At 66.8% G+C, this 26,637-nt stretch carries 28 protein-coding genes; 10 read left to right on the top strand and 18 right to left on the bottom strand.

What is annotated here, in order from left to right:
• Positions 1–4 precede the first annotated feature (4 nt).
• The 12 genes from D3H54_RS23120 to D3H54_RS23065 form a co-directional block, all read right to left on the bottom strand.
• Positions 5–2,497 (bottom strand): DUF4118 domain-containing protein, encoded by a 2,493-nt coding sequence (locus D3H54_RS23120; protein ID WP_149383701.1) that lies wholly within the window; start codon positions 2,495–2,497, stop codon positions 5–7.
• 148 nt (positions 2,498–2,645) lie between these two features.
• Positions 2,646–3,551: a potassium-transporting ATPase subunit C gene (locus D3H54_RS23115; RefSeq protein WP_149381509.1), complete on the bottom strand. Its 906-nt coding sequence runs from the start codon at positions 3,549–3,551 to the stop codon at positions 2,646–2,648.
• Position 3,552: 1 nt separating this feature from the next.
• Positions 3,553–5,700 (bottom strand): potassium-transporting ATPase subunit KdpB, encoded by a 2,148-nt coding sequence (gene kdpB, locus D3H54_RS23110; protein WP_149381507.1) that lies wholly within the window; start codon positions 5,698–5,700, stop codon positions 3,553–3,555.
• 2 nt (positions 5,701–5,702) lie between these two features.
• A complete protein-coding gene (kdpA, locus tag D3H54_RS23105; protein ID WP_149381505.1) occupies positions 5,703–7,373 on the bottom strand; it encodes a potassium-transporting ATPase subunit KdpA in 1,671 nt (556 codons plus the stop codon).
• Complete coding sequence (locus D3H54_RS31910; protein WP_102808100.1) at positions 7,373–7,462, bottom strand: potassium-transporting ATPase subunit F; 90 nt, start codon at positions 7,460–7,462, stop codon at positions 7,373–7,375. The genes kdpA and D3H54_RS31910 overlap by 1 nt, the downstream gene beginning before the upstream one ends.
• Positions 7,459–7,569, bottom strand: a complete 111-nt coding sequence (locus D3H54_RS31905) for a potassium-transporting ATPase (RefSeq protein WP_286198983.1) — start codon at positions 7,567–7,569, stop codon at positions 7,459–7,461. Before D3H54_RS31905 ends, D3H54_RS31910 begins: the two co-directional genes overlap by 4 nt.
• 141 nt (positions 7,570–7,710) lie before the next feature.
• Positions 7,711–8,706: a dTDP-glucose 4,6-dehydratase gene (rfbB, locus tag D3H54_RS23090; RefSeq protein WP_149381503.1), complete on the bottom strand. Its 996-nt coding sequence runs from the start codon at positions 8,704–8,706 to the stop codon at positions 7,711–7,713.
• Between the two features lie 29 nt (positions 8,707–8,735).
• A complete protein-coding gene (locus D3H54_RS23085) occupies positions 8,736–9,593 on the bottom strand; it encodes an LLM class F420-dependent oxidoreductase (protein WP_149381501.1) in 858 nt (285 codons plus the stop codon).
• 30 nt (positions 9,594–9,623) lie between these two features.
• A complete protein-coding gene (locus D3H54_RS23080) occupies positions 9,624–10,463 on the bottom strand; it encodes an LLM class F420-dependent oxidoreductase (RefSeq protein ID WP_149381498.1) in 840 nt (279 codons plus the stop codon).
• A gap of 16 nt (positions 10,464–10,479) precedes the next feature.
• On the bottom strand, positions 10,480–11,313 hold the full coding sequence (locus D3H54_RS23075; protein ID WP_149381497.1) for an LLM class F420-dependent oxidoreductase: 834 nt from the start codon (positions 11,311–11,313) through the stop codon (positions 10,480–10,482).
• A gap of 29 nt (positions 11,314–11,342) precedes the next feature.
• Positions 11,343–12,827: an ATP-binding protein gene (locus D3H54_RS23070; protein ID WP_149381495.1), complete on the bottom strand. Its 1,485-nt coding sequence runs from the start codon at positions 12,825–12,827 to the stop codon at positions 11,343–11,345.
• Between the two features lie 15 nt (positions 12,828–12,842).
• The gene (locus tag D3H54_RS23065; protein ID WP_168214948.1) at positions 12,843–14,543 is read right to left on the bottom strand and encodes an NAD(P)/FAD-dependent oxidoreductase; all 1,701 of its coding nucleotides are present in this window, start codon (positions 14,541–14,543) and stop codon (positions 12,843–12,845) included.
• Between the two features lie 285 nt (positions 14,544–14,828).
• Here D3H54_RS23065 and infA point away from each other — a divergent pair, with 285 nt between their 5' ends.
• The 8 genes from infA (at position 14,829) to truA (ending at position 19,506) form a co-directional block, all read left to right on the top strand.
• Positions 14,829–15,050 (top strand): translation initiation factor IF-1, encoded by a 222-nt coding sequence (gene infA / locus D3H54_RS23060; RefSeq protein WP_005140011.1) that lies wholly within the window; start codon positions 14,829–14,831, stop codon positions 15,048–15,050.
• A 63-nt stretch (positions 15,051–15,113) separates the two neighbouring features.
• Positions 15,114–15,227 carry a 50S ribosomal protein L36 gene (gene rpmJ / locus D3H54_RS23055; protein ID WP_003879483.1) on the top strand — a complete coding sequence of 38 codons (114 nt, stop codon included), beginning with the start codon at positions 15,114–15,116 and terminating at the stop codon, positions 15,225–15,227.
• Positions 15,228–15,408: 181 nt separating this feature from the next.
• Entirely contained in the window at positions 15,409–15,783 is a 375-nt protein-coding gene (rpsM, locus tag D3H54_RS23050; protein WP_047331955.1) for a 30S ribosomal protein S13, read from the top strand.
• Between the two features lie 6 nt (positions 15,784–15,789).
• Positions 15,790–16,203, top strand: coding sequence for a 30S ribosomal protein S11 (gene rpsK / locus D3H54_RS23045; protein ID WP_149381493.1), 414 nt, complete (start codon positions 15,790–15,792; stop codon positions 16,201–16,203).
• Positions 16,204–16,218: 15 nt separating this feature from the next.
• A complete protein-coding gene (gene rpsD / locus D3H54_RS23040; RefSeq protein WP_149381491.1) occupies positions 16,219–16,824 on the top strand; it encodes a 30S ribosomal protein S4 in 606 nt (201 codons plus the stop codon).
• A gap of 81 nt (positions 16,825–16,905) precedes the next feature.
• Positions 16,906–17,958 carry a DNA-directed RNA polymerase subunit alpha gene (locus D3H54_RS23035; protein ID WP_149381489.1) on the top strand — a complete coding sequence of 351 codons (1,053 nt, stop codon included), beginning with the start codon at positions 16,906–16,908 and terminating at the stop codon, positions 17,956–17,958.
• Positions 17,959–18,032: 74 nt separating this feature from the next.
• Positions 18,033–18,620, top strand: coding sequence for a 50S ribosomal protein L17 (rplQ, locus tag D3H54_RS23030; RefSeq protein ID WP_149381486.1), 588 nt, complete (start codon positions 18,033–18,035; stop codon positions 18,618–18,620).
• The gene (truA, locus tag D3H54_RS23025; RefSeq protein ID WP_432246387.1) at positions 18,523–19,506 is read left to right on the top strand and encodes a tRNA pseudouridine(38-40) synthase TruA; all 984 of its coding nucleotides are present in this window, start codon (positions 18,523–18,525) and stop codon (positions 19,504–19,506) included. Before rplQ ends, truA begins: the two co-directional genes overlap by 98 nt.
• On the opposite strand, the gene D3H54_RS23020 is transcribed toward truA, so the two are convergent.
• The 5 genes from D3H54_RS23020 to D3H54_RS23000 form a co-directional block, all read right to left on the bottom strand.
• Complete coding sequence (locus D3H54_RS23020) at positions 19,503–20,186, bottom strand: cutinase family protein (protein ID WP_149381482.1); 684 nt, start codon at positions 20,184–20,186, stop codon at positions 19,503–19,505. The genes truA and D3H54_RS23020 overlap by 4 nt on opposite strands.
• 3 nt (positions 20,187–20,189) lie before the next feature.
• Positions 20,190–20,852: a cutinase family protein gene (locus D3H54_RS23015; RefSeq protein WP_432246386.1), complete on the bottom strand. Its 663-nt coding sequence runs from the start codon at positions 20,850–20,852 to the stop codon at positions 20,190–20,192.
• 46 nt (positions 20,853–20,898) lie between these two features.
• Complete coding sequence (locus tag D3H54_RS23010) at positions 20,899–21,570, bottom strand: cutinase family protein (protein WP_149381478.1); 672 nt, start codon at positions 21,568–21,570, stop codon at positions 20,899–20,901.
• 77 nt (positions 21,571–21,647) lie between these two features.
• On the bottom strand, positions 21,648–22,241 hold the full coding sequence (locus D3H54_RS23005) for a cutinase family protein (protein ID WP_149383698.1): 594 nt from the start codon (positions 22,239–22,241) through the stop codon (positions 21,648–21,650).
• Between the two features lie 124 nt (positions 22,242–22,365).
• Complete coding sequence (locus D3H54_RS23000; protein WP_149381476.1) at positions 22,366–23,361, bottom strand: EamA family transporter; 996 nt, start codon at positions 23,359–23,361, stop codon at positions 22,366–22,368.
• 75 nt (positions 23,362–23,436) lie between these two features.
• Between D3H54_RS23000 and D3H54_RS22995 the strand changes: the two genes are divergently transcribed.
• Both D3H54_RS22995 and eccB read left to right on the top strand, forming a co-directional pair.
• Entirely contained in the window at positions 23,437–24,003 is a 567-nt protein-coding gene (locus tag D3H54_RS22995) for a CGNR zinc finger domain-containing protein (RefSeq protein WP_149383697.1), read from the top strand.
• Between the two features lie 36 nt (positions 24,004–24,039).
• On the top strand, positions 24,040–25,389 hold the full coding sequence (gene eccB, locus D3H54_RS22990; protein WP_149381474.1) for a type VII secretion protein EccB: 1,350 nt from the start codon (positions 24,040–24,042) through the stop codon (positions 25,387–25,389).
• Here eccB and mycP read toward each other — a convergent pair.
• Entirely contained in the window at positions 25,354–26,607 is a 1,254-nt protein-coding gene (gene mycP, locus D3H54_RS22985; RefSeq protein WP_149383696.1) for a type VII secretion-associated serine protease mycosin, read from the bottom strand. The two genes, eccB and mycP, sit on opposite strands and share 36 nt — an antisense overlap.
• Positions 26,608–26,637: the final 30 nt, after the last annotated feature.

Below are 26,637 nucleotides of genomic sequence, written 5' to 3'. Positions count from 1 at the left end.
TCACTTACCGGCCTCCCGGCGGTGCGGCCAGATCGACGATCACGGTGAGACCGCCGCCGGGGGTGTCGGTGGCCGATATCGTTCCGCCCATCGCCTCGACGAATCCCCGGGCCACCGAAAGGCCAAGTCCGACACCGTATTTGTTGTTCCGGTCGCCGAGGCGCTGAAACGGTTCGAACAGCTGCTCCTCGGTGCCGCGCGGTACGCCGGGCCCTTCGTCGATGACGTTGATGAGCATTCGGTCTCCGACGCGGCCCGCGTTGATCCGCACGATCGATTCCGGGGCGTACCGCAGAGCGTTGTCGGCCAGGTTCGCCAGCACCCGCTCCAGCAGGCCGGCATCGGCCAGTGCCACCGCGTCTCCGACGTCGACCTTCACCCGGTCCAGCCCCTTGGCGCCGAATCCGGTGGAGCCGCGGCCGATGCTCAGCAGTGCGCGCTGGACCACCTCTTCGAGGTACACCCGCTTGAGTTCGGGGCGGACCACGCCGGCGGCCAGCCGGGAGGAATCGAGCAGGTTGTCCACCAGTGCGGTCAGCTGGTCCACCGATTCCTCGACGGTGGCAAGCAGTTCGGCGGTGTCCTCCTCGGAGAAGCCGATGTCGTCGGAGCGCAGGCTCGACACCGCGGCCTTGGCTCCGGCCAGTGGGGTGCGCAGGTCGTGGCTGACCGCCGAGAGCAGTGAGCGGCGGAGTTCGTCGGCCTTCTCGATCGCCTCGGCCTTGCTGGCTTCCTCGGTGAGCTCGCGCTGGCGGACCAGCCCGGCGGCCTGCTTGGCGACAGCGGTGAGTACCCGCCGGTCGCGGGCGGGCAGGCTGCGTCCGGACATCAGCATCCAGAACTCGTCGTCGCCGACCTCGATGGCGGTGTCGGCGGAATCGACTGTCACGCAGGGGTCCTTGCCGACGCACGCGACGATCTGTTCGTCCTCACCGCGAACCCGCAATATGCTCACGGCCCGCTGCGAGTAGGTTTCCCGCACCCGTTCGAGCAGCGTCGCCAGATCGGCTCCGCGCAGCACCGAGCCGGCGAACAGGGTCAGCAGCTCGGCTTCCTGGGAGGCGTGCCTGGCCTCACGTTGGCGGCTGGCAGCACGGTCGACCAGGACGGCAACGGCGACCGCCAGCATCAACAGCACGAGTTCGGTGATCGCGGCGTCGGGTTCGGCGATCGTGAACGTGTATCGCGGTTCGGTCAGGAAGTAGTTGAGCAGCAGACCGGACAGCATGGCCGACAGCACCGCAGGCGCCACCCCGCCGAGCAGCGCGACGATCAGCACGCCGACCACGAACAGCGCGCTCTCGCCGCCGATGGTCAGGTACTTGTCGAGGGCCAACGCGGTCAGCGCGCAGATGACCGACGGCACGATGACGGCGGCCAGCCAGGAGATCACCCGGCGTTCGCGTGGCGACGCCGCGCGCACCGAGAAGCCCCGCTTGGCTTCCTCGTGGGTCACCATGTGCACATCGATCTTGCCGGAGTCCTGGACGATCGCGGCGCCGATGCCTTCGTCGAGGACGCGGGCCCACCGGGATCGCCGTGATGTGCCGATCACCAACTGGGTGGCGTTCATCTCGCGGGCGAAGTCCAACAGCGCCTTGCCCACGTCGTCACCGACGACGGTGTGCACGGTTGCGCCCACGCTGGCGGCCAGCTCGCGCACCTTGCCCATCTGCGGCGCCGAGACGCCGGACAACCCGTCACCGCGCGCCACGTGCACGACCATCAGTTCGGCGCTGGACTTCGATGCGATTCGAGATGCCCGGCGCACCAACGTCTCCGACTCCGCCCCACCGGTCACAGCGACGACGACGCGTTCCCGGGCCTCCCACGTCGCGGTGATCTTGTTGTCGGCGCGATACTTGGCCAGCGCGGCGTCCACCTGGTCGGCCAGCCACAGCAGCGCGAGTTCCCGAAGTGCGGTGAGGTTGCCCCGGCGGAAGTAGTTCGACAGCGCCGCGTCGACCTTTTCCGGGGCATAGACATTGCCGTGAGAAAGCCTGCGCCGCAGAGCCTCTGGAGTGATGTCGACCAATTCGATCTGGGCGGCGCTGCGGACGATCTCGTCGGGTACCGTCTCCTGCTGCTCGATACCGGTGATCTGTGCGACGACGTCGTTCAGGCTCTCCAGGTGTTGGACGTTGACCGTCGAGATCACCGCGATGCCGGCCTCGAGCAGCTCCTCGACGTCCTGCCAGCGTTTGGGGTTCTTGCTGCCGGGTGTGTTGGTGTGGGCCAGTTCGTCGACGAGCACGACCTGAGGCTTGCGGGCCAGCACGGCAGGCACATCGAGTTCGGGGAAGCTGGTGCCGCGATAGTCGATGTAGCGGGGCGCGATGACCTCGATGCCGCTCAGCAGATCGGCCGTCTTCTTCCTGCCGTGTGTCTCGACCACGGCGGCCACCAGATCGGTGCCGCGCTCCAGTCGGCGATGTGCCTCGCCGAGCATCGCGAACGTCTTGCCCACGCCCGGCGCGGCGCCGAGGTAGATGCGCAACTCGCCTCGCTTCGGCCGGGGGCCGGGCGAGGCGGGCTGCGAGTCGCTCTCGGACGACGTGTCCGGCGGCGGGTCGCCGCCGGACGTCACCCGTGGCGGTTGCACGGTGTCCACGTCCCTATTATTCGCAGATCGATCCACTGCGAGGTCAGCTCTTCATACCGAACTTCTCGTCCAGCGCAATGTTGAGCTCGAGGACGTTGACCCGTGGTTCACCGAAGACGCCGAGGGTGCGGCCGTCGGTGTGGTCGGCGACCAGACTCCGAATCTGATCGGCGCTGACACCGCGGGCCTTGGCGACCCGCGCGATCTGCAGATCGGCGTAGGCGGGGGAGATGTTCGGGTCGAGGCCGCTGCCGCTGGCGGTCACCGCGTCGGCGGGTACCGCGGGCGCACCGGCCGCACCCTTGATTGGCACGATCTGCCCGGCCGAGTAGTCCTCGCCGAACTTGGCGCATTCCACCCGCACACCCTCATACGTCGCGAGGAACGGCGTTGTGGTGCTCTGGCACGGCTCGTTGACGCTGACGACCCTGACGGGGGCCGCGACGTTGCCGTGGGCGTCGCGCGGCCCGATCACCGACAGCACCGCGCCGACACCGTCGCCGGTGCAGAACGGGCGGGTGCCGTCGACGCCGTCGAGGTCGCCGATCGCCTTGCTGCGCGAGCAGACCAGGGACAGCAGGCTGGCCTTGTAGCCGTTGGCATCCGCGGGGGCGGCGGGATCACCGAGGGTGTCCACGATGCTCTCGGGGCCGAGGTTCGACGCGCTGGTGGCCAGTGGGTCGTATCCGTTGCCGGCGGCCGACGGGCGGCTCTGGAAGTACCGGGGCAGCGGGTTTCCTTTGTCATCGGTGAACGATTGGCCGATCAGGCTGGAGCCCAACAGCTTTCCGTTCACCTCGATGATCGAACCGTCGGCCTTGTCCTTGAGCCCGGGGATCTGAGCCACCAGCCAGATGAACAACGGATAGCCGACTCCGACGACGACGGTGAGCACCAGCAGCGCCCGCAGCGCCGCCCAGTGTTGACGAACGAGACTGGAGAAGTTCATGTCACATCCCTGGCAAGAATTGGACGACGAGGTCGATCAGCTTGATCCCGATGAAGGGGGCGATGATCCCGCCGAGGCCGTAAATGTAGAGGTTGCGGCTCAGCAGTTTCGAGGCGCTGCTCGGGGTGTATTGAACGCCCCGCAGCGACAACGGAATCAGCGCGATGATGACGAGCGCGTTGAAGATGACCGCGGACAGGATGGCCGACTGCGGGCTGTGCAGCCGCATGATGTTCAGCAGGTCCAGGCCGGGGAACAACGCCACGAACATCGCCGGAATGATCGCGAAGTACTTGGCGATGTCGTTGGCGATCGAGAAGGTGGTCAGCGCGCCGCGGGTGATCAGCAGCTGTTTGCCGATCTCGACGATCTCGATCAGCTTCGTCGGGTCGGAGTCCAGATCGACCATGTTGCCGGCCTCTTTGGCCGCCGACGTGCCGCTGTTCATCGCCACCCCCACGTCGGCTTGCGCCAGCGCCGGGGCGTCATTGGTGCCGTCGCCGGTCATCGCGACAAGCTTGCCGCCCGCCTGCTCCTGCTTGATCAGCGCGAGCTTGTCCTCCGGGGTGGCCTCGGCCAGGAAGTCGTCCACGCCGGCTTCGTCGGCGATCGCCTTGGCGGTCAACGGATTATCGCCGGTGATCATCACCGTGCGGATGCCCATCTTGCGCATCTCGTCGAAGCGTTCCCGCATACCCTGCTTGACGACGTCCTTGAGGTGGATGACACCGAGGACCTCCGCTCGTTTGTCGACCACTTGGCCGACCACCAGCGGGGTGCCGCCGGCCGCCGAGATGCCGTCGACGATGTCGCCGAGCTGCGCAGGCACGGAACCGCCCTGGTCGCGTACCCACTGCGCGACGGTACTGGCCGCACCCTTGCGCAGCAGATGTCCGTTCTCGAGGTCGACACCGGACATCCTTGTGGCGGCCGAGAACTCGACCCAGGTCGCGTTGACGAGCTCGCCGGGGGTGCGTGCGCGCAGGCCGAAGTTCGACTTGGCGAACACCACGATGGAGCGGCCTTCGGGAGTTTCGTCGGCCAGACTGGACAACTGCGCCGCGTCGGCGAGCTGCTCCGGTGAGACGCCGTCCAGCGGAACGAAGTCCGATGCCTGCCGGTTGCCCAGTGTGATCGTGCCGGTCTTGTCCAGCAGCAGTGTGTTGACGTCGCCGGCGGCTTCGACCGCGCGGCCGGACATGGCCAGCACGTTGCGTTGCACCAGCCGGTCCATGCCCGCGATGCCGATTGCCGACAGCAGCGCGCCGATGGTCGTCGGGATCAGGCACACCAGCAGTGAGACCATGACGATGCCGGACACCCCGTCGGCGGTCAGTGAAAGCGAGTCCGGCACACCGGGATTGTTGGCCTTGGAGAAGATCGCCAACGGCTGCAATGTCGCCACCGCGAAGATGAAGATCATCGTCAGCGCGGCGAGCAGGATGTTCAGCGCGATCTCGTTGGGTGTCTTCTGCCGATTGGCGCCCTCGACGAGAGCGATCATCCGGTCGATGAAGCTTTCTCCCGGCTTCTGGGTGATCCGGACCACGATCCGGTCACTCAACACGGTGGTTCCACCGGTGACCGCCGAACGGTCGCCGCCGGACTCCCGGATGACCGGGGCCGATTCGCCGGTGATGGCCGATTCGTCCACCGAGGCAATGCCTTCGAGCACATCACCGTCGCCGGGTATCACTTGTCCGGCTTCGACGACGACGGTGTCACCCTGGGCGAGTAAGGATGCAGCGACAGATTCTTCCACGTCCTTGCGCCATTGCTTGCCCGGCTCCCATCCGACGAGTCGGCGAGCCATGGTGTCGGCCTTGGTCTTTCGCAGCGACTCGGCCTGTGCCTTGCCGCGTCCCTCGGCCACCGCCTCGGCCAGGTTCGCGAACACCACGGTCAGCCACAGCCAGAAGACGATCAGCCAGCCGAACCAGTTCGGGTCGACAATGGCGAGGACGGTGCTCCAGACCGCGCCGATCTCGACGATCAGCATGACCGGGTTGCGCCACAGCGTGCGCGGGTCGAGCTTGCGGAGTGCGTCGGGCAGCGACGTCAGGAGCATCCTGGGGTCGAGCAGTCCGCCCTGCACCTGTTTCTTCGTGGCACCCGTATCGAGACGGGGCTCTACTGCGGTCACGGTCATGGTCAGTGAATTCCTTCGGCAAGGGGCCCGAGCGCGAGCATGGGCAGGAAGGTCAGGGCCACCAGGATGAGTGTCACGCCGGCCACCATGCCGACGAACTGGGGCCGATGCGTGGGCAGGGTGCCGATCGATTCGGGGGTATGGCCCTGTTTGGCCAGGGCCCCGGCGAGTGCGAGCACCAGGATGATCGGCAGGAACCGGCCGAACACCATCGCGAGCCCGAGCGCGGTGTTGTACCACTCGGTGTTGACGCTGATACCCGCGAACGCCGATCCGTTGTTGTTGGCCGCAGAAGTGAAGGCGTACAACACTTCCGACAATCCATGCGGCCCGGTGTTGAGCATGCCCGCCCGCTGGCCGGGCATGGCCATGGCGACCGCGGTACCGGTCAGCACGATCAACGGCGTCACCAGGAAATAGCTTGCGGCCAACTTGATTTCGCGGGGAGTGATCTTCTTGCCCAGGTACTCCGGCGTGCGTCCGACCATCAGGCCGGCGACGAACACCGTGATGACCGCCAGGATCAGCATGCCGTACAGGCCCGATCCGGTACCACCGGGCGCGACCTCGCCGAGTTGCATGTTGAACATCGTCATCATGCCGCCGAGGCTGGTGTAGGAGTCGTGGAACGAGTCCACCGCGCCGGTCGAGGTCAGGGTGGTGGCGTCGGCGAATATCGCGGAATCCGCAACGCCGAAGCGCTGTTCGACGCCCTCCATGGCCGACCCGACAGCCGTCGGGACGGTGCCGTGTGCCTGCAGCTGGAACTTCAACATCAGCGTCACGCTGATCAGTGCCAGCACGCTCATCACCGCGGCGATCGCGTAGCCCTGCTTACGGCTGTCGACCATGCGCCCGAAGGTGCGCGGCAGCGAGAAGCTGATCACCAGCAGCAGGAAGATCTCCACCCAGTTGGTCCATGTGGTGGGGTTCTCGAACGGATGCGCCGAGTTGGCGTTGTAGAACCCGCCACCATTTGTGCCGAGTTCCTTGATGACCTCCTGGCTGGCAACGGGGCCGCCGGTGATGGTCTGCTGTCCACCGACCAGGGTGTTGACCACTTGATCGTGCAGATGGAAATTCTGGATCACCCCGCCGGCCACCAGGATGATCGCTCCGATGATTGCGATCGGCAGCAGGATGCGCAGCGTGCCACGCACCAGATCAACCCAGAAGTTGCCTAGTTCGGTCGCATTGCGACGGGTGAAGCCACGCACGAGGGCAACGGCAACCGCCATGCCGACCGCAGCCGACACGAAGTTCTGCACCGACAACCCCGCCATCTGAACGAGGTGACCCTGGGTGGATTCACCGGAGTACGCCTGCCAGTTGGTGTTGGTGACGAAGCTGACTGCGGTGTTCCACGCCAGCGCGGGCGTCATCGGGGTGCCGGGGTTGTTGAGGTGCAGCGGCAGTGTGCCCTGCACCAGCTGGAAGACGAACAGGAACAGGATGCTGACCGCCGAGAACGCCAGCACACTGCGGGCGTAGGCACCCCAGGTCTGCTCGGCTTTCGGGTCGGCGCCGATCAGCCGGTAGATGCCGCGCTCGACCCGGTTGTCCCGGTCCGAGGAGTAGACCCGGTACATGTAGTCGCCCAGCGGCACGTGCACGGCGGCCAGCGCGAGGATCAGCAGGACGAGGAAGACGATCCCCGCCGAGGTGGTGGTCACTAGAACCTCTCCGGGAACAACAGGGCGGCCGCCACGAACAGGGCCAGCAGCACGGACAAGATCAAGCCGACGACGTTCTCGTAGCTCACAGTCGCTCGACCAGCTTCTGCACCAGGCCGAGCAGGGCGAAGATCGCCACTGTCAGCAGCACGTAGATGAGGACACTCATGTCGGCGACGTTAGAGCCCGAAAACACCCGCCAGCACCGGCGTTGACGGTTTCTTTACGCCGGACCGGGCCGTCTTGACGAAGTCCTGCCGCCCACTGATTCAGCCGGCCCGCAGCCCGCTTCCCGCGTCCCCTGATCGTGGTGGCGGCGTGATCGTGAAAAGCCTTGTCACTGACCGCGTTCGGCGTAACCGATCTCGACCTGCTCTTTGAGCGGACCCCACCACCACTCGTTGTCGCGGTACCACGCGATGGTGCTCGTCAGTCCCTCGGTCAGGTCGGTGTGTTTCGGGGTCCAGTCCAGTTCGGCGCGCAGCGCACTCGCGTCGATCGCATAGCGAAGGTCGTGGCCGGCGCGGTCTGGGACGTGGTCGAAATCATCGGCGTCGCGGCCCATCAGCTGCAGGATGAGCTGTAACACCGACAGGTTGTCCCGCTCGCCGTCGGCGCCGATGAGGTAGGTCGACCCGCATACTCCGCCCTCGAGGATGCGCCACACCGCGCTGTTGTGGTCCTCGACGTGGATCCAGTCGCGCACGTTGGCGCCCGCCCCGTAGAGCTTCGGGCGGCGGCCGGTCAGGACGTTGGTGATCTGGCGCGGGATGAACTTCTCGATGTGCTGATACGGGCCATAGTTGTTGGAGCAGTTGGAGATTGTCGCGCGCACCCCGTAGGACCGCACCCACGCGCGCACCAACAGATCGGCCGAGGCCTTGGTCGCCGAATACGGGCTCGACGGGTTGAACGGAGTCTGCGCAGTGAATCGCTCGTCACCGTCGAGGGGCAGGTCGCCGTACACCTCATCGGTGGAGACGTGGTGCAGCCGCACCCCGTGCCTGCGGACGGCCTCCAACACCGAGAACGTGCCGACGACGTTGCTCCGGACGAACGGCGCGGGACCGGCCAGCGCGTTGTCCACATGGGTTTCGGCGGCGAAATGCACCACGGCATCGGACTCGGCGACCAACGTGTTCACCAGCGACTCGTCGACCAGGTCGCCCTCGACCAACCGAATGTGATCCTCGACGGAGCGCAGCGATTCGCGGCTCCCGGCATAGGTGAGGGCATCCAGAACCGTCACCGACACCGCGGGCCGGTCCCGCACGGTGCTGTGGACGAAGTTGGCGCCGATGAATCCGGCGCCGCCGGTCACCAACAGCCGCATGACGCCACCCTAACGGGCGGGCGGAGCGCTCACCCCTTCGCGGTCAGCCCCAGCGGACCGGCCAGTTCGGTCAGCGTCGGCAGCAGCTTGTCCCAGCCGCCGAGGACCTGGATGGTCACGTGGTCGGCTCCGTTGTCGAGGTGTTCGGCCAGCCGCGCGGCGATGGCGTCGGCGGTTCCGTGGGCGACCACGGCGTCGATCAGCTTGTCGCTGGCCGGCGGTGCGACGTCGGAGTCGGTGAATCCCAGCCGCTTCCAATTGTTGACGTAGTTGCTCAGCCCCAGATAGAAGCCGACGCTGTCACGGCCGAGCTCGCGGGCTTCTTCGGGGTCGGTGCTCAGCACCACCTTGTGTTCGGGTGCCAGGAACACCGTCGGACCGACGAGGTTGCGTGCCTGCCCGGTGTGCTCTGGGGTGGTCAGGTAGGGATGCGCACCGGCGCTGCGTTGCGCGGCGAGGTGCAGCACCTTCGGGCCGAGCGCGGCGATCACCCGGCGGCTGGTCGGCACATGCTTGTCGTCGAGTTTGTCGAGATAGTCCACCAGCGCCGCGTAGGGCTTGGTGTACTCCTGGGTGTGCTCCGGGTGTCCAACTCCTACTCCGAGCAGAAAGCGCCCGGGATAAGCGTTTTCGATGCGGTGGTAGGACTCGGCGACCTCGTCGGCCGGTGCGCTCCAGATGTTGACGATTCCGGTGGCGACCGACAGGTTCTCGGTCTGGGAGAGGATCGGCTCGACGAACGACAGGTCGGCCGCCGGTGAACCACCGACCCACACCGCGCCGTAGCCGAGCCGCTCGATTTCGACTGCCTGGTCGGGTGTGACCGGTCCACCGGTCCACACCCCATATCGCCCGAGATCTGGTTTGAGCAGCGACGGATTGGTCACGAGTCTCCCTCGTTACGGTTGGTTGAGTCCCTACGGTTGTGTGAGGCCGAGGGGTCCGGCCAGCGCGGCCAGTGCATCCACCAGCTTGTCAGACGAGGTGAGCACCTGGACGGGCACATGGTCGGCGCCGGCCTCGAGATGCTGGGTGAGCCGGGCCGCGATCGCCTCGGGGGTGCCGTAGGCCATGACGGCGTCGACCAGCCGGTCGCTGCCGGGCTTGGCCACGTCGTCGTCGTTGAATCCCAACCGTTTCCAGCTGTTGAGGTAGTTCTGCAGGTTGAGGTAGATGTCCAGGGCCTGCCGACCGACCTTGCGCGCCTGGTCGGGGTCGGTGGTCAGCACCGCCTTGTGCTCGGGCGCCAGGAAGGCGTCGGGCCCGATCAGCTGCCGCGCTTCGGCGGTGTGCTCCGGCGTGGTCAGGTATGGGTGCGCGCCGGCCGCGCGCGCGGCCGACAGCTTGAGAACCTGAGGGCCGAGCGCGGCGACCACGCGCCGATTCTTCGGGACGCCGTACTCGTCGAGCTTGTCGAGGTAGCCCCGCAGCGCGTCGATCGGCTTCTGGTACTGCTGGTGTGCCTCGGGATGTCCGACGCCGATGCCGAGGATGAACCGGCCGGGGTACGCATTGTCGATGCGGTGGAACGACTCGGCGACCGGGCCGGCGGCGGCGGTCCAGATGTTGACGATGCCGGTGGCCACCTTGAGCGTGGTGGTGTTCTCCAGAATCGGCTCCACCCAATCCAATTCGGCAGGCGGGGAACCGCCGACCCAGACCGCGCCATAACCCAGCGCTTCGATCTCCCTGGCCTGTTGCGGGGTGACCCCGCGACCGAACGACCCGAACTTGCCCAGATCCGGCTTGTCTGTCATCGATCTTTCCTTTCGCTCAGCTCAGCCCGAGCGGGCCGGCGAGATCGGCCAGGGTGGGGACGACCTTGTCCGGCGAGGTCAGCAGCTGGATCGGCACGTGGTCGGCGCCGGCCTCGAGGTGCTCGCCGAGTCGGGACGCGATCGTCTCGGGGGTGCCGTAGACGATCAGGGAGTCCACGAGCCGGTCGCTGCCGGGGCGGGTGATGTCGTCATCAGTGAACCCCAGCCGCTTCCAGTTGTTGAGGTAATTGCTCAGCCCGAGGTAAAGCTCCAGGGTCTTGCGGCCGACGGCCCGGGCATGCTCGACGTCGGTGGTCGGGACGACGGGTACCGCGGGCGCCAGGAACGCGTCGGGACCGATCAGTTCGCGTGCTTGGGCGGTGTGCTCGGGGGTGACGAGGACAGGGTGGGCGCCGGCGCTGCGCCGTGCCGACAGTTTCAGGACCTGTGGACCGAGCGCGGCCAGAGCGCGCCGCTCCCGAGGGACGCCGTGTTCGTCCAACACGTCGAGGTAGGCGTTGAGTGCGGTGATCGGTTTGGTGAACTCGGCGTCCGCCTCGGGATGGCCGACACCGAGGCCCAGCAGGAAGCGGCCCGGGTGCGCGTTCTCGATGCGATGGAACGAGGCGGCGACCGCCTCGGGCTTGGCGGTCCAGATGTTGACGATGCCGGTGGCCAGTTTCAGCGTGCGGGTCTCGTCCAGGGTTCGGTCCACCCAGTCGAGCTCCGCGGGCGGCGAACCCGCCACCCACACCGCGCCGTAGCCGAGCGCTTCGATTGCCGAGGCATCGTCGGGAGTGATCCCCATGCCGAAGGACGCGAACCTACCGAGGTCGGGCTTGGCACTCATGCCGGCTACAACCCGGGCCCGAGTGTGAGCTATTCCGCTGCGGCGGAAAGTTCACCCGGAGTTACCGCGACGGGCGCGGATGCCACCAGCGGCAGCAGGATGATGAAGCGGGTGTTGCCCGGTTCGGATTCGACCCGGATATCGCCCTGATGCTTCTCGACGATGATCCGGCGGGCCAGATCCAGGCCGAGGCCGTCGCCCTCACCGAACGGCTTGGTGGTGAAAAACGCGGTGAAGATCCGGTCGATGATCTCTTCCGGGATACCCGGGCCGTCGTCACAGATCTCCACCCGGATCCGGTCGTCGCCCTGGCGGGCGGTCCGGATCGTCAGGGTGCCACGGCCCTTCATCGCCTGGATGGCGTTGTTGATGATGACGTCCCATACCTCATTCAAACCACCTGGGTAACAAGCGATTTCGGGAATCGACTTGTCCCATTCCTTGACCAGTTTGATGGGTTTGTCGGCACCGACCTTGTCGCCGAAGAGCGTCTTGAGCGTGCTGTGCAGCAGCTCGTGGACGTTGGCGACCTGGTATTCGGCCCGGTCCATCTGGGAGTACTTCTTGGCCCCGGCAAGTAGACCCGAGATGCGCTCGCTGGCATCGGCGATCTCGTTCATCCGCAGCTCGGTGTCGATGGTGTACTTCAGCCAGCCGATCGCGCTCTGCAGCGTCGCCGAGCAGTCCACCGAGTCGATCGAGGCTTCGATGCGTTCGAGCCAGTCGACGTCCAGGCCGGCTTCGACGAACGTGGGGGCGTAATCCCACGCACTGGCGATGCCGTGTTCCTCGAGCCAATCGCCGACCTGGTCTTCACGATCGGAGGTCTCGAGCGCGGACAGTTCCTGAACCTTGGACTTGGCGACCTGTTCGGCGACCTCGTCCTGGATTCGGACCAGCACCCGCAGCGCCTCCGGACTGAATTGGCCGTCGGCCAGCATCGACAGCTTGTAGCGCATCTTGCCGACGCCTTCACGGAGGTCGGCCACGGCGCGCGCGGTGGCTGCCGCCGGGTTGTTCAGCTGGTGGGTCAATCCGGCCGTGATGGTGCCCAGCGCCAGCAGCTTCTGCCGCTGGCCGAGGATCTGGCTCTGTCGCCGGCCGCCGACCATATGGCCCTCGAGCAGATGCACGGCCATCGGGAACTCCGACTTCATGAACTGCGCGAAGGCTTCGGCGTCGAGCACGAAGAACCGCGACGGCTTCGTGACGCGAACCGAGGCCTGGTAGACCTGCTCCTCGTTGGGGATGTAGGCCGACCACGCCCCGCAGTACACGCCGCGCTGCGAGGTGCGGGTGGTCTCGACGTCCACACCGCCGGACCGTTTCGACATCACCAACTCGCCGTCGAGCAGGACATAGAAGCAGGTGGCCGGTTCACCCTCGACGACCACCGGGCCGGCTTCGAAGGTCGCGATATGCCCGTTGTCGCACAACGTCTGGAGCTGTTCGGTGGACAGCTTCTCGAACAGGAACAGCGTCCTGAGCTCGTCGGGCATGCAGTTCTGGCCCATGTCGCTACGCCCTTTCTAGGCCTCCGCCAAATACCGGTGCACCAGCATCACCGCCATCGACCCTTCGCCGACGGCGGCCGCCACCCGTTTTGCGGACTCGGAGCGCACGTCTCCTGCAACAAACACACCGGGCACACTTGTTTCCAGATGGTGCGGCGGACGGTCCAAAGTCCACCCGGCCACGTTCAGCAGGTCGGGTCCGGCGAGTACGAAACCGTGGTCGTCGACGGCGACGACCTCTTTGAGCCAGTCGGTGCGGGGCTCGGCGCCGATGAAGCAGCACATCCGGCTTGCTTCGACGGTTTCGCGCTGGCCGGTCTGCCGGTTCTCCAGGATCAGGCCGGTCAGGTGGTCGTCCTCGCCGAGGGTGTCCACCACTTCGGTGCAGGTGCGCACCGTGATCGTCGGGTTCTTCTCGATCTGCTGGATCAGGTAGTGCGACATCGATGCCTCGAGCGAGGGTCCGCGCACCAGCATGGTGACCGAGCGCGCCTCGCGGGACATGTACATCGCCGCCTGTCCTGCCGAGTTGGCGCCGCCCACGATGTAGACGTCCTCGCCCTTGCACTCTGAGGCGTCGGACACCGAGGCGCCGTAGTAGACGCCGCGCCCGACGTAGTTGCACGCGGGATCGTCGGGGTTGTCCCAACAGCCGGTGACCTGCAGCTGGCGGTAGGCCACACCCGTGGCCAGGATGACAGCGCGGGCCGCGATGGTGCTGCCGTCCTCGAACTCGATGGTGCGCGCGGTCCCCGCTTCACCGGCAGAGAGCTTGATCGCCTTGCGGGTGGTGATCACCTCGGCGCCGAAGCGCTCCGCCTGCCTGCGGGCCGACGTGGTGAGTTCGGCGCCGGAGACGCCGGTGGGGAAGCCGAGGTAGTTCTCGATCCGGGAGCTGCGGCCCGCCTGGCCGCCGGTGGTGGTCTCCTCGATGAGCACGGTCTTGAGCCCTTCGGAGGCGCCGTAGACCGCCGCCGCCAGCCCGGCCGGGCCGCCGCCGATGACCGCCAGGTCGTACATCTCCAGCGACGGGCTGGTCGACAGTCCCAGCATCGCGGCCAGCTCGGCGTCGGTCGGGTCGACCAGGATCTGACCCTGTTCGCTGATCACCACCGGCAGCTGGAACTCGTCGAGGCCGCCGGCGTCCAGCAGCTGCTTGCCCTTGGGCTCGTCGGCGTTGAACGCCCGGAACGAATGCAGGTTGCGAGCCAGGAACTGGCGCACCTCCCACGAGCGTTCGCTCCAACGGTGCCCGATCACCTTGGTGTGCGGGATGGCCCGGTCGCCGGTGGCGTGCCAGGCCTCCAGCAGCGCGTCGATCACCGGGTAGAGCTTTTCCTCCGGCGGATCCCACGGCTTGAGCAGGTAGTGGTCGAGGTCGACGACGTTGATCGCGTCGATCGCGGCATGGGTGTCGGCGTACGCCGTCAGCAGAACGCGGCGGGCCATCGGGTAGACGTCCATCGCCTCTTCGAGGAACTGGATGCCGCTCATCTGTGGCATCCGGTAGTCGGCGACGAACACCGCGACGGTTTCGCCGCGCAGCTTCAGTTCGTTGATCGTTTCCAGCGCGTCGAGCCCGGATTCGGCGCGGACGATCCTATACCGCTCGCCGTAGTGGCGGCGGAGGTCGCGTGCCACGGCACGCGAGACGGCGGGGTCGTCGTCCACGGTGAGAATCACGGGTTTGCGGGGCTGGGGGGCGGGTCCAGTCATCACCGTCAAGTATGCGCTCATTGTCCAGTGCTTATTAGGGTGGGCTTGGCGGGCCCGCAGTTCCTCCCGCATCGTGTTCGCCCGCAGATGAACCTGAGGTCAGCACGGCTGCAGCGCGTTTTGGAGTAGCGCGCCGAAACGGGTATCGTTGACCAACGGTGCGGATTCCGCGCCGACTTCTTGCGTGCCCTGTCTGAGGAAATCCTGGAATTTCCTGCTCCCGGCTCACGTTTTGCAGTCGGGGCGAAGGCTGCCCCAAACCGAGAAAGCAGGATCGAAGAGGACATGGCCAAGAAAGACGGTGCCATCGAGGTCGAGGGCCGCGTGGTCGAGCCCCTGCCCAACGCGATGTTTCGCATTGAGCTGGAGAACGGACACAAGGTACTCGCTCACATCAGCGGCAAGATGCGGCAGCACTACATCCGCATCCTTCCCGAGGACCGGGTGGTGGTGGAGTTGTCTCCCTACGACCTGACCCGCGGGCGCATTGTGTACCGGTACAAGTAAGCCCCCACCGACCCGATCGCCAGCATTCAAGACAACGACGAGAACTAGAAGGATCGAACAGCCGTGAAGGTGAACCCGAGCGTCAAGCCGATCTGCGACAAGTGCAGGGTGATCCGCCGGCACGGGCGGGTCATGGTGATCTGCTCTGATCCGCGCCACAAGCAGCGGCAGGGCTAACACCCGGCGCGAGCACTACCCACAACTGAATGCAGACCTCCCAGTACCACTGAGAGCCCGGCGCGTCAGCGCCACAAAGACGAATCAGCGCTCTCATCCACGTCCGGCACGGAGGCCGGACCCCGACAGACGGGGAACGGACTGGGATCAGACCTCCGCATAGAGAAGGAATCACTGCCTGATGGCACGTCTCATGGGCGTTGATCTCCCGCGCGACAAGCGCATGGAGATCGCGCTGACCTATATCTACGGCATCGGCCGTACCCGTAGCCAGGAAATCCTGGCCGGCACCGGCATCGACCGGGACCTGCGCACCAAGGACCTCACCGATGATCAGGTGACCCAGCTGCGCGACTACATCGAAGGCAACCTCAAGGTCGAGGGTGACCTGCGCCGCGAGGTTCAGGCCGACATTCGCCGCAAGATCGAGATCGGCTGCTACCAGGGTCTGCGGCACCGCCGTGGCCTGCCGGTGCGTGGCCAGCGAACCAAGACCAATGCGCGTACCCGCAAGGGCCCCAAGCGCACCATCGCCGGCAAGAAGAAGGCCAGGTAACCCCGGATGGCACAGGCAAAGAAGGGCACCGCCGCCAAGAAGGGTCAGAAGACCCGTCGCAGGGAAAAGAAGAACATCCCGCACGGCGCCGCTCACATCAAGAGCACGTTCAACAACACGATCGTCTCGATCACCGATCCCCAGGGCAACGTCATCGCCTGGGCTTCGTCGGGTCACGTCGGCTTCAAGGGGTCGCGTAAGTCGACTCCGTTCGCCGCGCAGCTCGCCGCCGAGAACGCTGCCCGCAAGGCGCAGGAGCACGGCGTGAAGAAGGTCGACGTGTTCGTGAAGGGCCCGGGTTCGGGCCGCGAAACAGCGATCCGCTCGCTGCAGGCCGCCGGTCTTGAGGTCGGCGCCATCTCCGACGTCACTCCGCAGCCGCACAACGGTTGCCGTCCGCCCAAGCGGCGCCGGGTCTAGGGAGGATAAAGAAAAATGGCTCGTTATACCGGACCCGCTACCCGCAAGTCGCGCCGCCTCGGCGTCGACCTGGTCGGTGGAGATCAGTCGTTCGAGAAGCGCCCCTACCCGCCCGGCCAGCACGGCCGCGCGCGGATCAAGGAGAGCGAATACCGTCAGCAGCTGCAGGAGAAGCAGAAGGCTCGCTTCACCTACGGCGTGATGGAGAAGCAGTTCCGCAAGTACTACGAAGAGGCCAACCGGTCCACCGGCAAGACCGGTGAGAACCTGCTCCAGATCCTGGAGACCCGGCTGGACAACGTCGTGTACCGCGCCGGCCTGGCGCGTACCCGCCGGATGGCTCGCCAGCTGGTCAGCCACGGCCACTTCACCGTCAATGGTGTCAAGGTGAACATCCCGAGCTACCGGGTGTCGCAGTACGACATCATCGACATCAAGGACAAGTCGATCAACACGTTCCCGTTCGAGGCTGCTCGTCAGGCCGCGGGCGACCGCCCGATCCCGTCCTGGCTGCAGGTCGTGGGCGAGCGTCAGCGGATCCTCGTCCACCAGTTGCCCACTCGTGAGCAGATCCAGGTTCCGCTCGCCGAGCAGCTGATCGTCGAGTTCTACTCGAAGTAATGAAGACGTCCGCGGGGCGACCGTTCCGCGGATCACTTAACGGCATCAAATAGCGGTTGCCGAGAAGGAGATAGAAAAACCATGCTGATTTCTCAGCGCCCCACACTGAGCGAAGAGGTCATCGCCGAGAACCGGTCGCAGTTCGTCATCGAACCGCTGGAGCCGGGATTCGGTTACACCCTTGGCAATTCGCTGCGGCGTACGCTGCTGTCGTCGATCCCCGGCGCGGCCGTCACGAGCATCCGCATCGACGGTGTGCTTCACGAGTTCACCACCGTGCCCGGTGTGAAGGAAGACGTCACCGACATCATCCTGAACCTCAAGGGACTCGTCGTCTCCTCCGAGGAGGACGAGCCGGTCACCATGTACCTGCGCAAGCAGGGCCCGGGTGAGGTCACTTCCGGTGACATCGTCCCGCCCGCCGGCGTGACCGTGCACAACCCGGACATGCACATCGCGACCCTCAACGACAAGGGCAAGCTCGAGGTCGAGCTGGTTGTCGAGCGCGGCCGCGGCTACGTGCCTGCCGTGCAGAACAAGGCCTCGGGTGCCGAAATCGGCCGTATCCCGGTCGATTCCATCTACTCGCCGGTCCTGAAGGTCACCTACAAGGTGGAGGCCACCCGCGTCGAGCAGCGCACCGACTTCGACAAGCTGATCCTCGATGTCGAGACCAAGAACTCGATCAGCCCGCGTGACGCCCTGGCGTCGGCCGGCAAGACCCTGGTCGAATTGTTCGGTCTGGCACGGGAACTCAACGTCGAGGCCGAAGGCATCGAGATCGGCCCGTCGCCTGCCGAGGCCGATCACATCGCGGCGTTCGCGCTGCCGATCGACGATCTGGACCTGACCGTCCGTTCGTACAACTGCCTCAAGCGCGAAGGTGTGCACACCGTCGGCGAGCTGGTCGCCCGCACCGAGTCCGATCTGCTGGACATCCGCAACTTCGGCCAGAAGTCGATCGACGAGGTCAAGATCAAGCTCCATCAGCTGGGTCTGTCGCTGAAGGACAGCCCGGCCAGCTTCGATCCGTCGGAGGTCGCCGGCTACGACGTCGCGACCGGCACCTGGAACAGCGATGCGGGTTACGACCTGGACGCCGAGCAGGACTACACCGAAACCGAAGAGCTCTAACCCGCCCAACCTCGCAAGAGAACCGTCCCGGTCCTACCTGATACGGGGACCGGCCCCATTTAGGAGAAGTCGCAATGCCCAAGCCCACCAAGGGTCCTCGCCTCGGCGGGTCGTCCTCGCACCAGAAGGCGATTCTGGCCAACCTGGCCACCTCGCTCTTCGAGCACGGCCGGATCAAGACCACCGAGCCCAAGGCGCGTGCGTTGCGGCCCTACGCGGAGAAGCTCATCACCCATGCCAAGAAGGGTGCGCTGCACAACCGGCGTGAGGTGATGAAGAAGATCCGCGACAAGGACGTCGTGCACGCTCTGTTCGCCGAGATCGCGCCGTTCTTCGCCGATCGCAATGGTGGCTACACCCGCATCATCAAGGTTGAGCCGCGCAAGGGCGACAACGCCCCGATGGCGGTCATCGAACTGGTGCGGGAGAAGACGGTCACCTCGGAGGCCAACCGGGCTCGTAAGAGCTCGGCCGCCAAGGCTGCGCCGGTCGCGGCTGCTGCCGACGAGGCCCCCGCTGAGGAGCCGATCGAAGCCGTCGAAGCCGAGGATGCCGGCATCGCCGATGCGCAGACCGCCGAGGCTGCCGATGAGGTCGCCGAGGATAAGGCCGACGAGAAGGCCGAAGAATCCGCCGAGGATTCGGACGCTGACAAGTCCTGACGCCGTGAGCACGAACGAGCCCGTCACCGGCAACGGTGGCGGGCTCGTTCGTCTGCGGCTCGACATCGCCTACGACGGCACCGAATTCACCGGGTGGGCGGCGCAGGAAGGCCACCGCACGGTCGCGGGTGTCCTCGAGGACGCTCTCTCCACCGTCTTCCGGGAGCCGGTCCGGGTCTTCGGGGCCGGCCGCACCGACACCGGAGTACACGCCACCGGCCAGGTAGCCCACCTCGACGTCCCGGCCGACGCTGTGGCCCACGCGTATCCGCGCCATGCCCGGCCCGGCGAGCCTGAGTTCCTGCCGCTGGTACGTCGGTTGGCCCGCTTCCTGCCGCAGGACGTCAGGGTGCGCGACATCACCCGCGCCCCAGCCGGATTCGATGCCCGCTTCTCCGCTTTGCGTCGGCACTACGAGTACCGGCTGTCGCTGGCGCCCTACGGTGTCGAGCCGCAGTACGCGCGGTACGTGACACCCTGGTCGAAGCCGTTGGACGTCGATGCCATGAATTCGGCGTCCCGGCATCTGGTGGGATTGCACGATTTTGCCGCCTTCTGTCGCCACCGGCCCGGTGCGACGACCATCCGCGACCTGCAGCGGCTGGACTGGCTACGCGACGGCGATGCGGTGACGGCCTACGTCACCGCCGATGCGTTCTGCTGGTCGATGGTTCGCTCACTGGTCGGTGCGCTTCTCGCGGTGGGGCAGGGCCGTCGCGAACCATCGTGGTGCGCAACGCTGTTGACGGCGCAGGCGCGTTCCAGTGACTTCGCCGCAGCACCGGCTCGGGGCCTGACCCTCGCCGGGGTGGACTACCCGCCGGATGACGAGCTCGCCGCACGCATCGCGATCACCCGCGACCTGCGGACACTGGACAAGCCTTAGAGCTTGCCCGCCACGAAATCGGCGGCCTGATCGATCATTCCGGCCTTCTGGTAGGCGGCGGCGAGGTGGTCGGGCCAGTTGGCTTCCCAGGTGTCCGGGTCGGCGGGATTGCAGATCGGGTCGTCGCCGTGGCACAGCTCGATGGTTCGGTCCCGATACTCGGGGCTGAAATTCGTGATGGGGCCCAACCATTGGGTGCCGTTGCCGAACAAGGCGACGGCCGCGATGTGGCTTCCGGCGTCCGGGGGAAGCAGAGTTTTGAAGCCCATGATCGTGATCGGAAGTGCCAGAACCATATCGGTGGCCGCGGCGCCCAGCGAGTACCCACCGAGGACCAACCGCGTATTCGGGCAATTGTTGATGTTGTAGATGATGCGCTGGCTGATGTCGTTGGCGCCGACGTCGATCTGGTTGTCGGCGGGGTACTTCACCGCGTAGAGGCCGACGTTGCGGTGGACGCGGGAGCGCAGCGCGCTGACGAACGCGTTGCCGATGACACCCGCGCCGGGGGATTCGAGGCGACCGCGCGCGAAGATCACCTCCACGTCGGGGCAGCCCGCAGCGGAAGCCTGCGGTGCCGCCACCAGGCCACCGCCGGGCAGTGGAGTCGGGCCGAGCATCATCGCCGTGGCCGCGACGACCACCGTGACCGCACGGGTCAACGTCCCCCGAATACGCATGAGTCAGAGCCTGTCTGCGGTGAATTGGGCGGCCTGGTCAACCAGACCAGAGCCGATGTACGCGTCTTGCAGGTGTGAGTTCCAGTTGTCGGCCAGTGTGCTCGGATCGATGCCATTGCAGATCGGGTCGTCCACGTTGCACTGGTCGATGGTCTTGGGGCCGTAGACCGGACTGTTGGCCGCCGACACCGGGCCGAAGATGCTGCGGGTGCCGTTGCCGAACAACACCACCGCCGCCACGTGGTCGGCGACGGAGGCGGGCAGCGGGGAGTTGAAGCCGAATTGCGCCTGGTTCGAACCGACCACGACGTCGACCACGGCAGCACCCAGCGAGTAGCCGCCCGGCACCTGGCGGGTGTTGGGGCAGTTGGTCGCCATGTACTGCATGTGCCGGCTCAGGTCGTTCGCGCCCGGCACGATGTCCCAGTCGGCGATGTAGTTGACCCCGTACACCCCGACGCTCTTCGGGGTTTTGCCGCGCAGCGAATCCACGAATGCCTGGCCGATCCGGCCGATGCCCGGGGGCTCGAAGCGGCCGCGCGCGAAGATCACCTCAGCGTCGGGGCAGTCCGCGGCGGAGGCCACGGCGGTCGGCAATAGGGTTGCGGCGACGGACATGACCGCCGCCGCCGCGCTCAGTGCCGTTGTCGCCCGCATTCCAGCCATGGTAGACGAGCCTGGGAAAATGCTGGCAGCAAATAAAATTGCGCGGCTACAGCAGGCCTGCGAGGAAGCCGGCGGCCTGCGCGGGCGCCGGGCCCTGCTCGTAATCGGTGTGCGCGAACGGATTGCGTCCCCGGGAGCAGATCGGGTCGCCGTCGTTGCAGAAGTCGACGCCCTTACCCGCGAACGCCCCGCCCGCCGACGTGATCGGGATGCTGAATTTGGTGGACGGATTGCCGAAGACCGCCAGCCCGGCGACACGGTTGGCCAGGTTGCCCGGCAGTGGTGGGGCCGAGCCGATGTCACCGACCTTGTTGCCCAGCGGCGGGATGCCGACCAACATGTCCACCACCGCGGCGCCCTGCGAGTAGCCGCCCAGAACGAATTTGGTCGACGGGCAGGCCGCGGCCATGGTGGCGATGTGATTGGTGGCGTCCGTGGCGCCGTCCGCGGCACCGAGGAAGTCGTATGTCGCCGGGTAGTTCACCGCATAGGTGCCTACCGAGCGTCCACCCAGCTGGCCCTGCAGATTGTCGACGAGGGCTTGCCCGACGCGGCCGATGCCGGCCGGCTCGCTGGTCCCGCGGGCGAAGATCACCTCGACATCGGGGCACGGCTCGGCCTGGGCTGCCGGGGCGACGGTGATCGGCGACAGGATCGCCATCGCCGCGGTCGAGGCAACACCGAGTTTGCGGAGTGATGTCATGGTTGGCCTGGCCATGCTGATGAGACCCCCTTGGTCGCGAGCATTCGGCTAATAGTCACACACCGGGCTGGGAGGCCCAAACCGTCCGCGACCTAGAGCAGCCCGGCGACGAATGAGGCGGCCTGAACCGCCGACCCGTCGCTGTTGTAGATGCGGTGGGCTTCAACGTTGTCACCACTGCTGCAGATCGGGTCGCCGGCGTTGCACAGGTCGATGGCCCGGCCACCGTAGACGGCGCTGCTGGTCAGGGGCAGGCCGACTCTGGTGGTGGGGTTGCCGAAGACGGCCAGCGCGGCGACGTGGTCCGGCACGTTCGGCGGCAGCGGGTTGGTGAAGCCCACCGCCGGGAAGGGGACCGAGGTGATGATGTCGATGATCGCCGCACCCTGCGAATAGCCGCCGAGCACCAACCGGGTGTTCGGGCAGTCGTTGACCACACCCTGGATGAACGCACTGGCGTCGTTGGCGCCGTTGGCGGCGGCCAGGAAGTCGTAGCTGGCGGGGTAGTTCACGGCGTAGACACCCATCGATCGGTTGCCGATCTTGCCGCGCAGCGAGTTGACGAAGGCCTGCCCGACCCGCCCGATGCCCGGCGGCTCGTCGGTGCCGCGGGCGAACACCACCTGCACGTCATTGCACGCCGCCGCCGCGGTCGGCAAGGCGGCGGGGCTGACCAGTGCGAACATCGCGGTGAGGACGGCAGCGGAGGCGGCCAGCAGGAAACGCTTCGGCGCAGCGGTTGATGTCACATCTGGATGTTACAGATGTGAGCGGAGTTTCATTCCCGACGTTTGCTTGCGCGCCGCGAAATCAGCTTCGTGCGGTGACTTCCTCGATGGGTCCCGCATCGGGCCACGTCGCTGCCGTGACCGCTGTGCTGCGGTCACCCTGGCGGGCCAGAGCCAGGCCCAGCAGCACCACCACCCCGCCGACAGCCTGCACTGCGGTGACCGCTTCACCCAGCAGCACCCACGCCGACAGCACGGCGAACAGCACCTCGCCGAGGCCGACCAGGGAGGCGAAACTCGGGCGCAACCGCGCCACACCGCTGATACCCAGCGTGTAGGCGATCGCGGTTGCCACCACGGCCAGCATCACCACCGGCACCCACCAGGGCACCGTCGCTCCGGCGACGACCGCGTCGTTGGCGGTGAAGATCAGCGGCATCACGCCGGTCAGGCCCAGCAGCGCCACGGCGATGGTGCCGACCACGAGGCCGCCGGCGGCCAGGGTGATCGAATGCAGGCCAGTGCCGTCGGCGCTGACCTCATCGGACATCATGAAGTAGCAGGCCGCGCAGATCGCCGCACCCAAACCCCACAGAACGCCGGCCGTGTTGATGTGTGCGCCTTCGAAAACGTTAAGCACCAACATGATTCCGGCGACGGCGAGCGCCACTCCGGCCAAGGTCATGGCGCGGGGGCGACGCCGGGTGGTTCCCCAGATCCAGCCCACGACGAGGATGGGTGCGGTGTATTCGAGCAGCAGCGCCACGCCGACCGACAGATGAGAGACGGCGTTGTAGTAGCAGAGTTGGGCCCCGGCGATCGGGACGAGCCCGTAGGCCACCACGACGCGGGCGTGCGCGCGGGCCTCGCGGACCCACCCGGGCTTGACGATGGTGGCGAAGATGGCCATCACCAGCGCACCGCCGGCGAGCCGGGCCGTAACGGCGGCGGTCGGCGACCAGCCGGCGCCCATCAGTGATTTGGCGAAGGGGCCGGACATGCCGAACGTGAACGCCGATCCGATGGCGAACATCAGCCCAAGCCGGAAGTGGTCTTGGGTGCGGACCAGCGTCGACATGAGGCACTCCCCGGGATGTAATGAGTAAAATCGATGTTGGTCATGACACTACGTCCGGAGGAAGTCATGAGTCAAATGCTTTTCAGTCATGACACAGAGCTCACGTTGCGTGCTGCCTGTGCGCTGATCAACAGCGACCGCGTCGACGGTGAGCTGCTGGGCGACCAGACGGCTCTGGACGACTACTTGAACAGCTGGGGCTGGACCGGCCGGCGCGATCGCGACGACGCCGAGGTGTCGGCGGTGCACACGCTGCGCGGCCGGCTGGGCCGGATCTGGGCGGCCGCCACCGACGAGGAACGCGCCGTCGGTCAGATCAACGCACTGCTGTCGGACACCCGCGCGTCCCCGTGGCTGACCCGCCACAAGGAGATGCCGGAGTGGCACCTGCACCTGGCGTCCATCCACGACCCGCTGGCCCAGCGGATGGGTGCCGAGATGGCGATGTCGCTGGCCGACCTGGTGCGCGCCGGTGAACTGCGCCGGCTCAAGATCTGTGCAGCCCCGGACTGCGAAGCGGTGTTGATCGACCTGTCCCGCAACCGCTCCCGGATGTTCTGCGACACCGGCAACTGCGGTAATCGTCAACACGTCGCCGCCTACCGGGAACGCCGCTCGAAAGAGGAGGCTGTTGATGAGTGACATCGCCTCGTAGACAGGTGTTCTAGCGTCACCCAGATGGCGGGCCGCCCACCACTTCGCGCTCAGTTGAGTGCGCGGCGATTTCTTCTGCGCCGCTTGGAGTATGCGGTGCTGGCGCGGCAGCTGCCGGCCCGGCACGACCCCATTCGGGCCCGGAAGCTCGCGCTCCTCGTCGGCTGCGGTGTGGCGGGGGTTGCCGTGGTCCTCGACACGATCCTGGGATCGACGGCCCGCGGCGCCATCCCCGTCGATGCGACGGTGGTGATGGTGCGACAGTCCGGCGCCTTGTTCGTCAGGATCGACGGCCGTCTGCGCCCGGTGACGAACCTGACGTCGGCCCGCTTGATCCTGGGATCGCCGGCCACACCGCGACTGGTCGACGAGACCGCACTCGGCGATACGGCCGCCGGGCCGATCCTGGGGATCCCCGGCGCGCCTGCATCACTCGGACGGGTGCTGGCGCCCCGCGAGGCGAGATGGGCCGTGTGCGACGACGCCGATGGCAACACCACCGTCGCCGTCGGCGACGACTCCATCCCGCCCGACCTGGACCCGCGCACGGGCGTCGTCGCCACAGTGGCGCACGGTGACGGGTCGACCTATCTGCTGTACGACGGCACGCGCGCCATGCTCGATCCCGGTGACCCGGCCACCGCGCGCACCTTGCGGATCACTGAAGGGGCGGTGCGCACGGTGTCATCGACGGTGCTCAACACGATCCCCGAGGTGCCGGCGATCGGTGCACCCCGGATCGTCGGGAGGGGAGAACCGTCTGGGGTGACCGGTGTCGTGGTCGGAACCGTCCTACGCGTCGTGCGGACCGAGTCAACCGAGTACTACGTCGCGCTGCCGGGCGGCCTGCAGCGCATCGGCCGGCTGGCCGCCGAACTCATCCGCTTCAGCGATCCTGCCGCGCAGGCTGAGATCGCCGAGGTGCCGCCTGAACTGATCGCACGCAGTCCGCTCGTCGACACCCTCTCGGTTGGCGCGTATCCCGATGAGCCGCCCACCCTCGTCGGTGCCGGCGACGACGTCTGTGCGACATGGACGTCCGGCCACGGTGGCGTCGCCGTCGCACCGCACCACGGCGATCGCCCCGGCACGGTCACCCCGGCCGGATCCGACGGCGACGGGCCCGCCGTCGACAGTGTGCGGATGATCCCCGGCGCCAGCGTAGATGTCACCGGCGGCCCGGGAACCGGGCGATACCTCGTCACCAGCTCGGGAGTTCGCTTTCCCGTGGATGATTCGGCGATCACCGCGCTCGGGCTCAGTGGTGCGCCTGCCGCGGCGCCGTGGTCGATCGTCGGCGCGCTGCCCTCCGGTCCGCCATTGGACCGGGATGCTGCCCTAGTCGGCCGGGACGTTCTCGGTGCGGCGCCGTAGCCGCACCGACGCCGCGAGCACGCCGGCTGCGCACAGCGCCGCCGCGCTGGCCACGGCCACGTGGCGGTGGTCTTCCTCGGGCTGGGTGGGCAACGGGGCCGAAGACCGCGCCGCCTGGTGCGGCGGCTCGGTGGTGTGATCGCTGAGTGCCGCCAGAGGATCGATGACACCGCTGCCCACCGCGGCGTTCCACCCTTGCGCGGGGTGATGCGCGGTGGCCTCGATGCGCGTCATCACCTGGCGGGCGGAGAGCCTCGGGAAGCGAGACCGCACCATTGCCACCACGCCGGAGACCACTGGGGCGGCGTAGCTCGTGCCGGACATCGACGCCTGTCCCGCCGGGGTCGGCAGGGCGTTGATGACGCCGTCGCCATCGGTATCCAGGGATACGACATTCTCGCCGGGAGCCGCGACGTCGACCCACGGGCCGTTGAGGCTGAATTCCGATGGCGCGCCGTCGGAGCCCACTGAGCCGACTGTCAGGACGTAGTCGTCGTACCAGGCGGGACTCGCGATCACAGTGGGCTGTGCCGTGGTGTTCTGGCCGGGGCACTGGCCATCGCCGCCCACATTGCCCGCGGCGACGACCACCACGGAATCCTTGACATCGACTGCGTACGACAGCGCTGCGCCGAGCGCACGGTCGTCCAGATTCGCCTCGGCACAGGCCACCGACGAAATGTTGATCACCGACGAGCCCATGTCCGCGGCCGTCCGCACCGCCATGGCCAGGGTGCTGACATCGCCGAAGCCGCGCTCACCGCGATCGGCCAACGGACCGAATTTGTTGCTGGACTGGCGAATCCCTATCAGGGTGACCTCCGGTGCGATCCCGGTGAAACCCGTCCGATCCGTCTGATCGGGTGTAGCCGCGATGATGCCTGCGACGACGGTCCCGTGTCCGTCGCAGTCTTGCCTGCCGTCGCCGGTCGACACATAATCGCCGCCCGCGACGACGTCGGGCAACCGGCGATGCGCGGCGATCCCGGTGTCGATCACCGCGACGCGCTGACCTGCTCCGCGCGTGAGCCGCCAGATCGCCGTCACATCGGAACCGGCCAATTGCGGTGCCGGTGCGCCGGAGTCGGCGGGAAGCGGCACCGTGCACGGCCGGCGTTGTTCGGTCGGCCGGGGTGGGGCGGGAGGAGCCGGTGGCGGCAGCAGCGAAGTGTCGATCGGCGGGGGAACCACCGCGAACGCGATTGGTGCACTGTGCATCACCACGAGCAGCACGACCGCGACGGCCGA

It is taken from the genome of Mycobacterium sp. ELW1 (assembly GCF_008329905.1).
Classification (GTDB): Bacteria; Actinomycetota; Actinomycetes; order Mycobacteriales; family Mycobacteriaceae; genus Mycobacterium.
Note: the sequence above shows the minus strand (reverse complement) of the source record. Positions and strands in the feature narration are given on the sequence as shown.

Bases quoted from the DNA above. Each gene is read 5' to 3' on its own strand.
- D3H54_RS23115 (WP_149381509.1), bottom strand. From the start codon at position 3,551: ATGAACTTCTCCAGTCTCGTTCGTCAACACTGGGCGGCGCTGCGGGCG.
- kdpB (WP_149381507.1), bottom strand. From the start codon at position 5,700: ATGACCGTGACCGCAGTAGAGCCCCGTCTCGATACGGGTGCCACGAAG.
- rfbB (WP_149381503.1), bottom strand. From the start codon at position 8,706: ATGCGGCTGTTGGTGACCGGCGGCGCCGGATTCATCGGCGCCAACTTC.
- D3H54_RS23080 (WP_149381498.1), bottom strand. From the start codon at position 10,463: ATGACAGACAAGCCGGATCTGGGCAAGTTCGGGTCGTTCGGTCGCGGG.
- D3H54_RS23075 (WP_149381497.1), bottom strand. From the start codon at position 11,313: ATGAGTGCCAAGCCCGACCTCGGTAGGTTCGCGTCCTTCGGCATGGGG.
- D3H54_RS23070 (WP_149381495.1), bottom strand. From the start codon at position 12,827: ATGGGCCAGAACTGCATGCCCGACGAGCTCAGGACGCTGTTCCTGTTC.
- D3H54_RS23065 (WP_168214948.1), bottom strand. From the start codon at position 14,543: ATGACTGGACCCGCCCCCCAGCCCCGCAAACCCGTGATTCTCACCGTG.
- infA (WP_005140011.1), top strand. From the start codon at position 14,829: ATGGCCAAGAAAGACGGTGCCATCGAGGTCGAGGGCCGCGTGGTCGAG.
- rpsM (WP_047331955.1), top strand. From the start codon at position 15,409: ATGGCACGTCTCATGGGCGTTGATCTCCCGCGCGACAAGCGCATGGAG.
- rpsK (WP_149381493.1), top strand. From the start codon at position 15,790: ATGGCACAGGCAAAGAAGGGCACCGCCGCCAAGAAGGGTCAGAAGACC.
- rpsD (WP_149381491.1), top strand. From the start codon at position 16,219: ATGGCTCGTTATACCGGACCCGCTACCCGCAAGTCGCGCCGCCTCGGC.
- D3H54_RS23035 (WP_149381489.1), top strand. From the start codon at position 16,906: ATGCTGATTTCTCAGCGCCCCACACTGAGCGAAGAGGTCATCGCCGAG.
- rplQ (WP_149381486.1), top strand. From the start codon at position 18,033: ATGCCCAAGCCCACCAAGGGTCCTCGCCTCGGCGGGTCGTCCTCGCAC.
- truA (WP_432246387.1), top strand. From the start codon at position 18,523: ATGCGCAGACCGCCGAGGCTGCCGATGAGGTCGCCGAGGATAAGGCCG.
- D3H54_RS23020 (WP_149381482.1), bottom strand. From the start codon at position 20,186: ATGCGTATTCGGGGGACGTTGACCCGTGCGGTCACGGTGGTCGTCGCG.
- D3H54_RS23015 (WP_432246386.1), bottom strand. From the start codon at position 20,852: ATGGCTGGAATGCGGGCGACAACGGCACTGAGCGCGGCGGCGGCGGTC.
- D3H54_RS23010 (WP_149381478.1), bottom strand. From the start codon at position 21,570: ATGGCCAGGCCAACCATGACATCACTCCGCAAACTCGGTGTTGCCTCG.
- D3H54_RS23005 (WP_149383698.1), bottom strand. From the start codon at position 22,241: ATGTTCGCACTGGTCAGCCCCGCCGCCTTGCCGACCGCGGCGGCGGCG.
- D3H54_RS23000 (WP_149381476.1), bottom strand. From the start codon at position 23,361: ATGTCGACGCTGGTCCGCACCCAAGACCACTTCCGGCTTGGGCTGATG.
- D3H54_RS22995 (WP_149383697.1), top strand. From the start codon at position 23,437: ATGCTTTTCAGTCATGACACAGAGCTCACGTTGCGTGCTGCCTGTGCG.
- eccB (WP_149381474.1), top strand. From the start codon at position 24,040: ATGGCGGGCCGCCCACCACTTCGCGCTCAGTTGAGTGCGCGGCGATTT.
- mycP (WP_149383696.1), bottom strand. From the start codon at position 26,607: ATGCACAGTGCACCAATCGCGTTCGCGGTGGTTCCCCCGCCGATCGAC.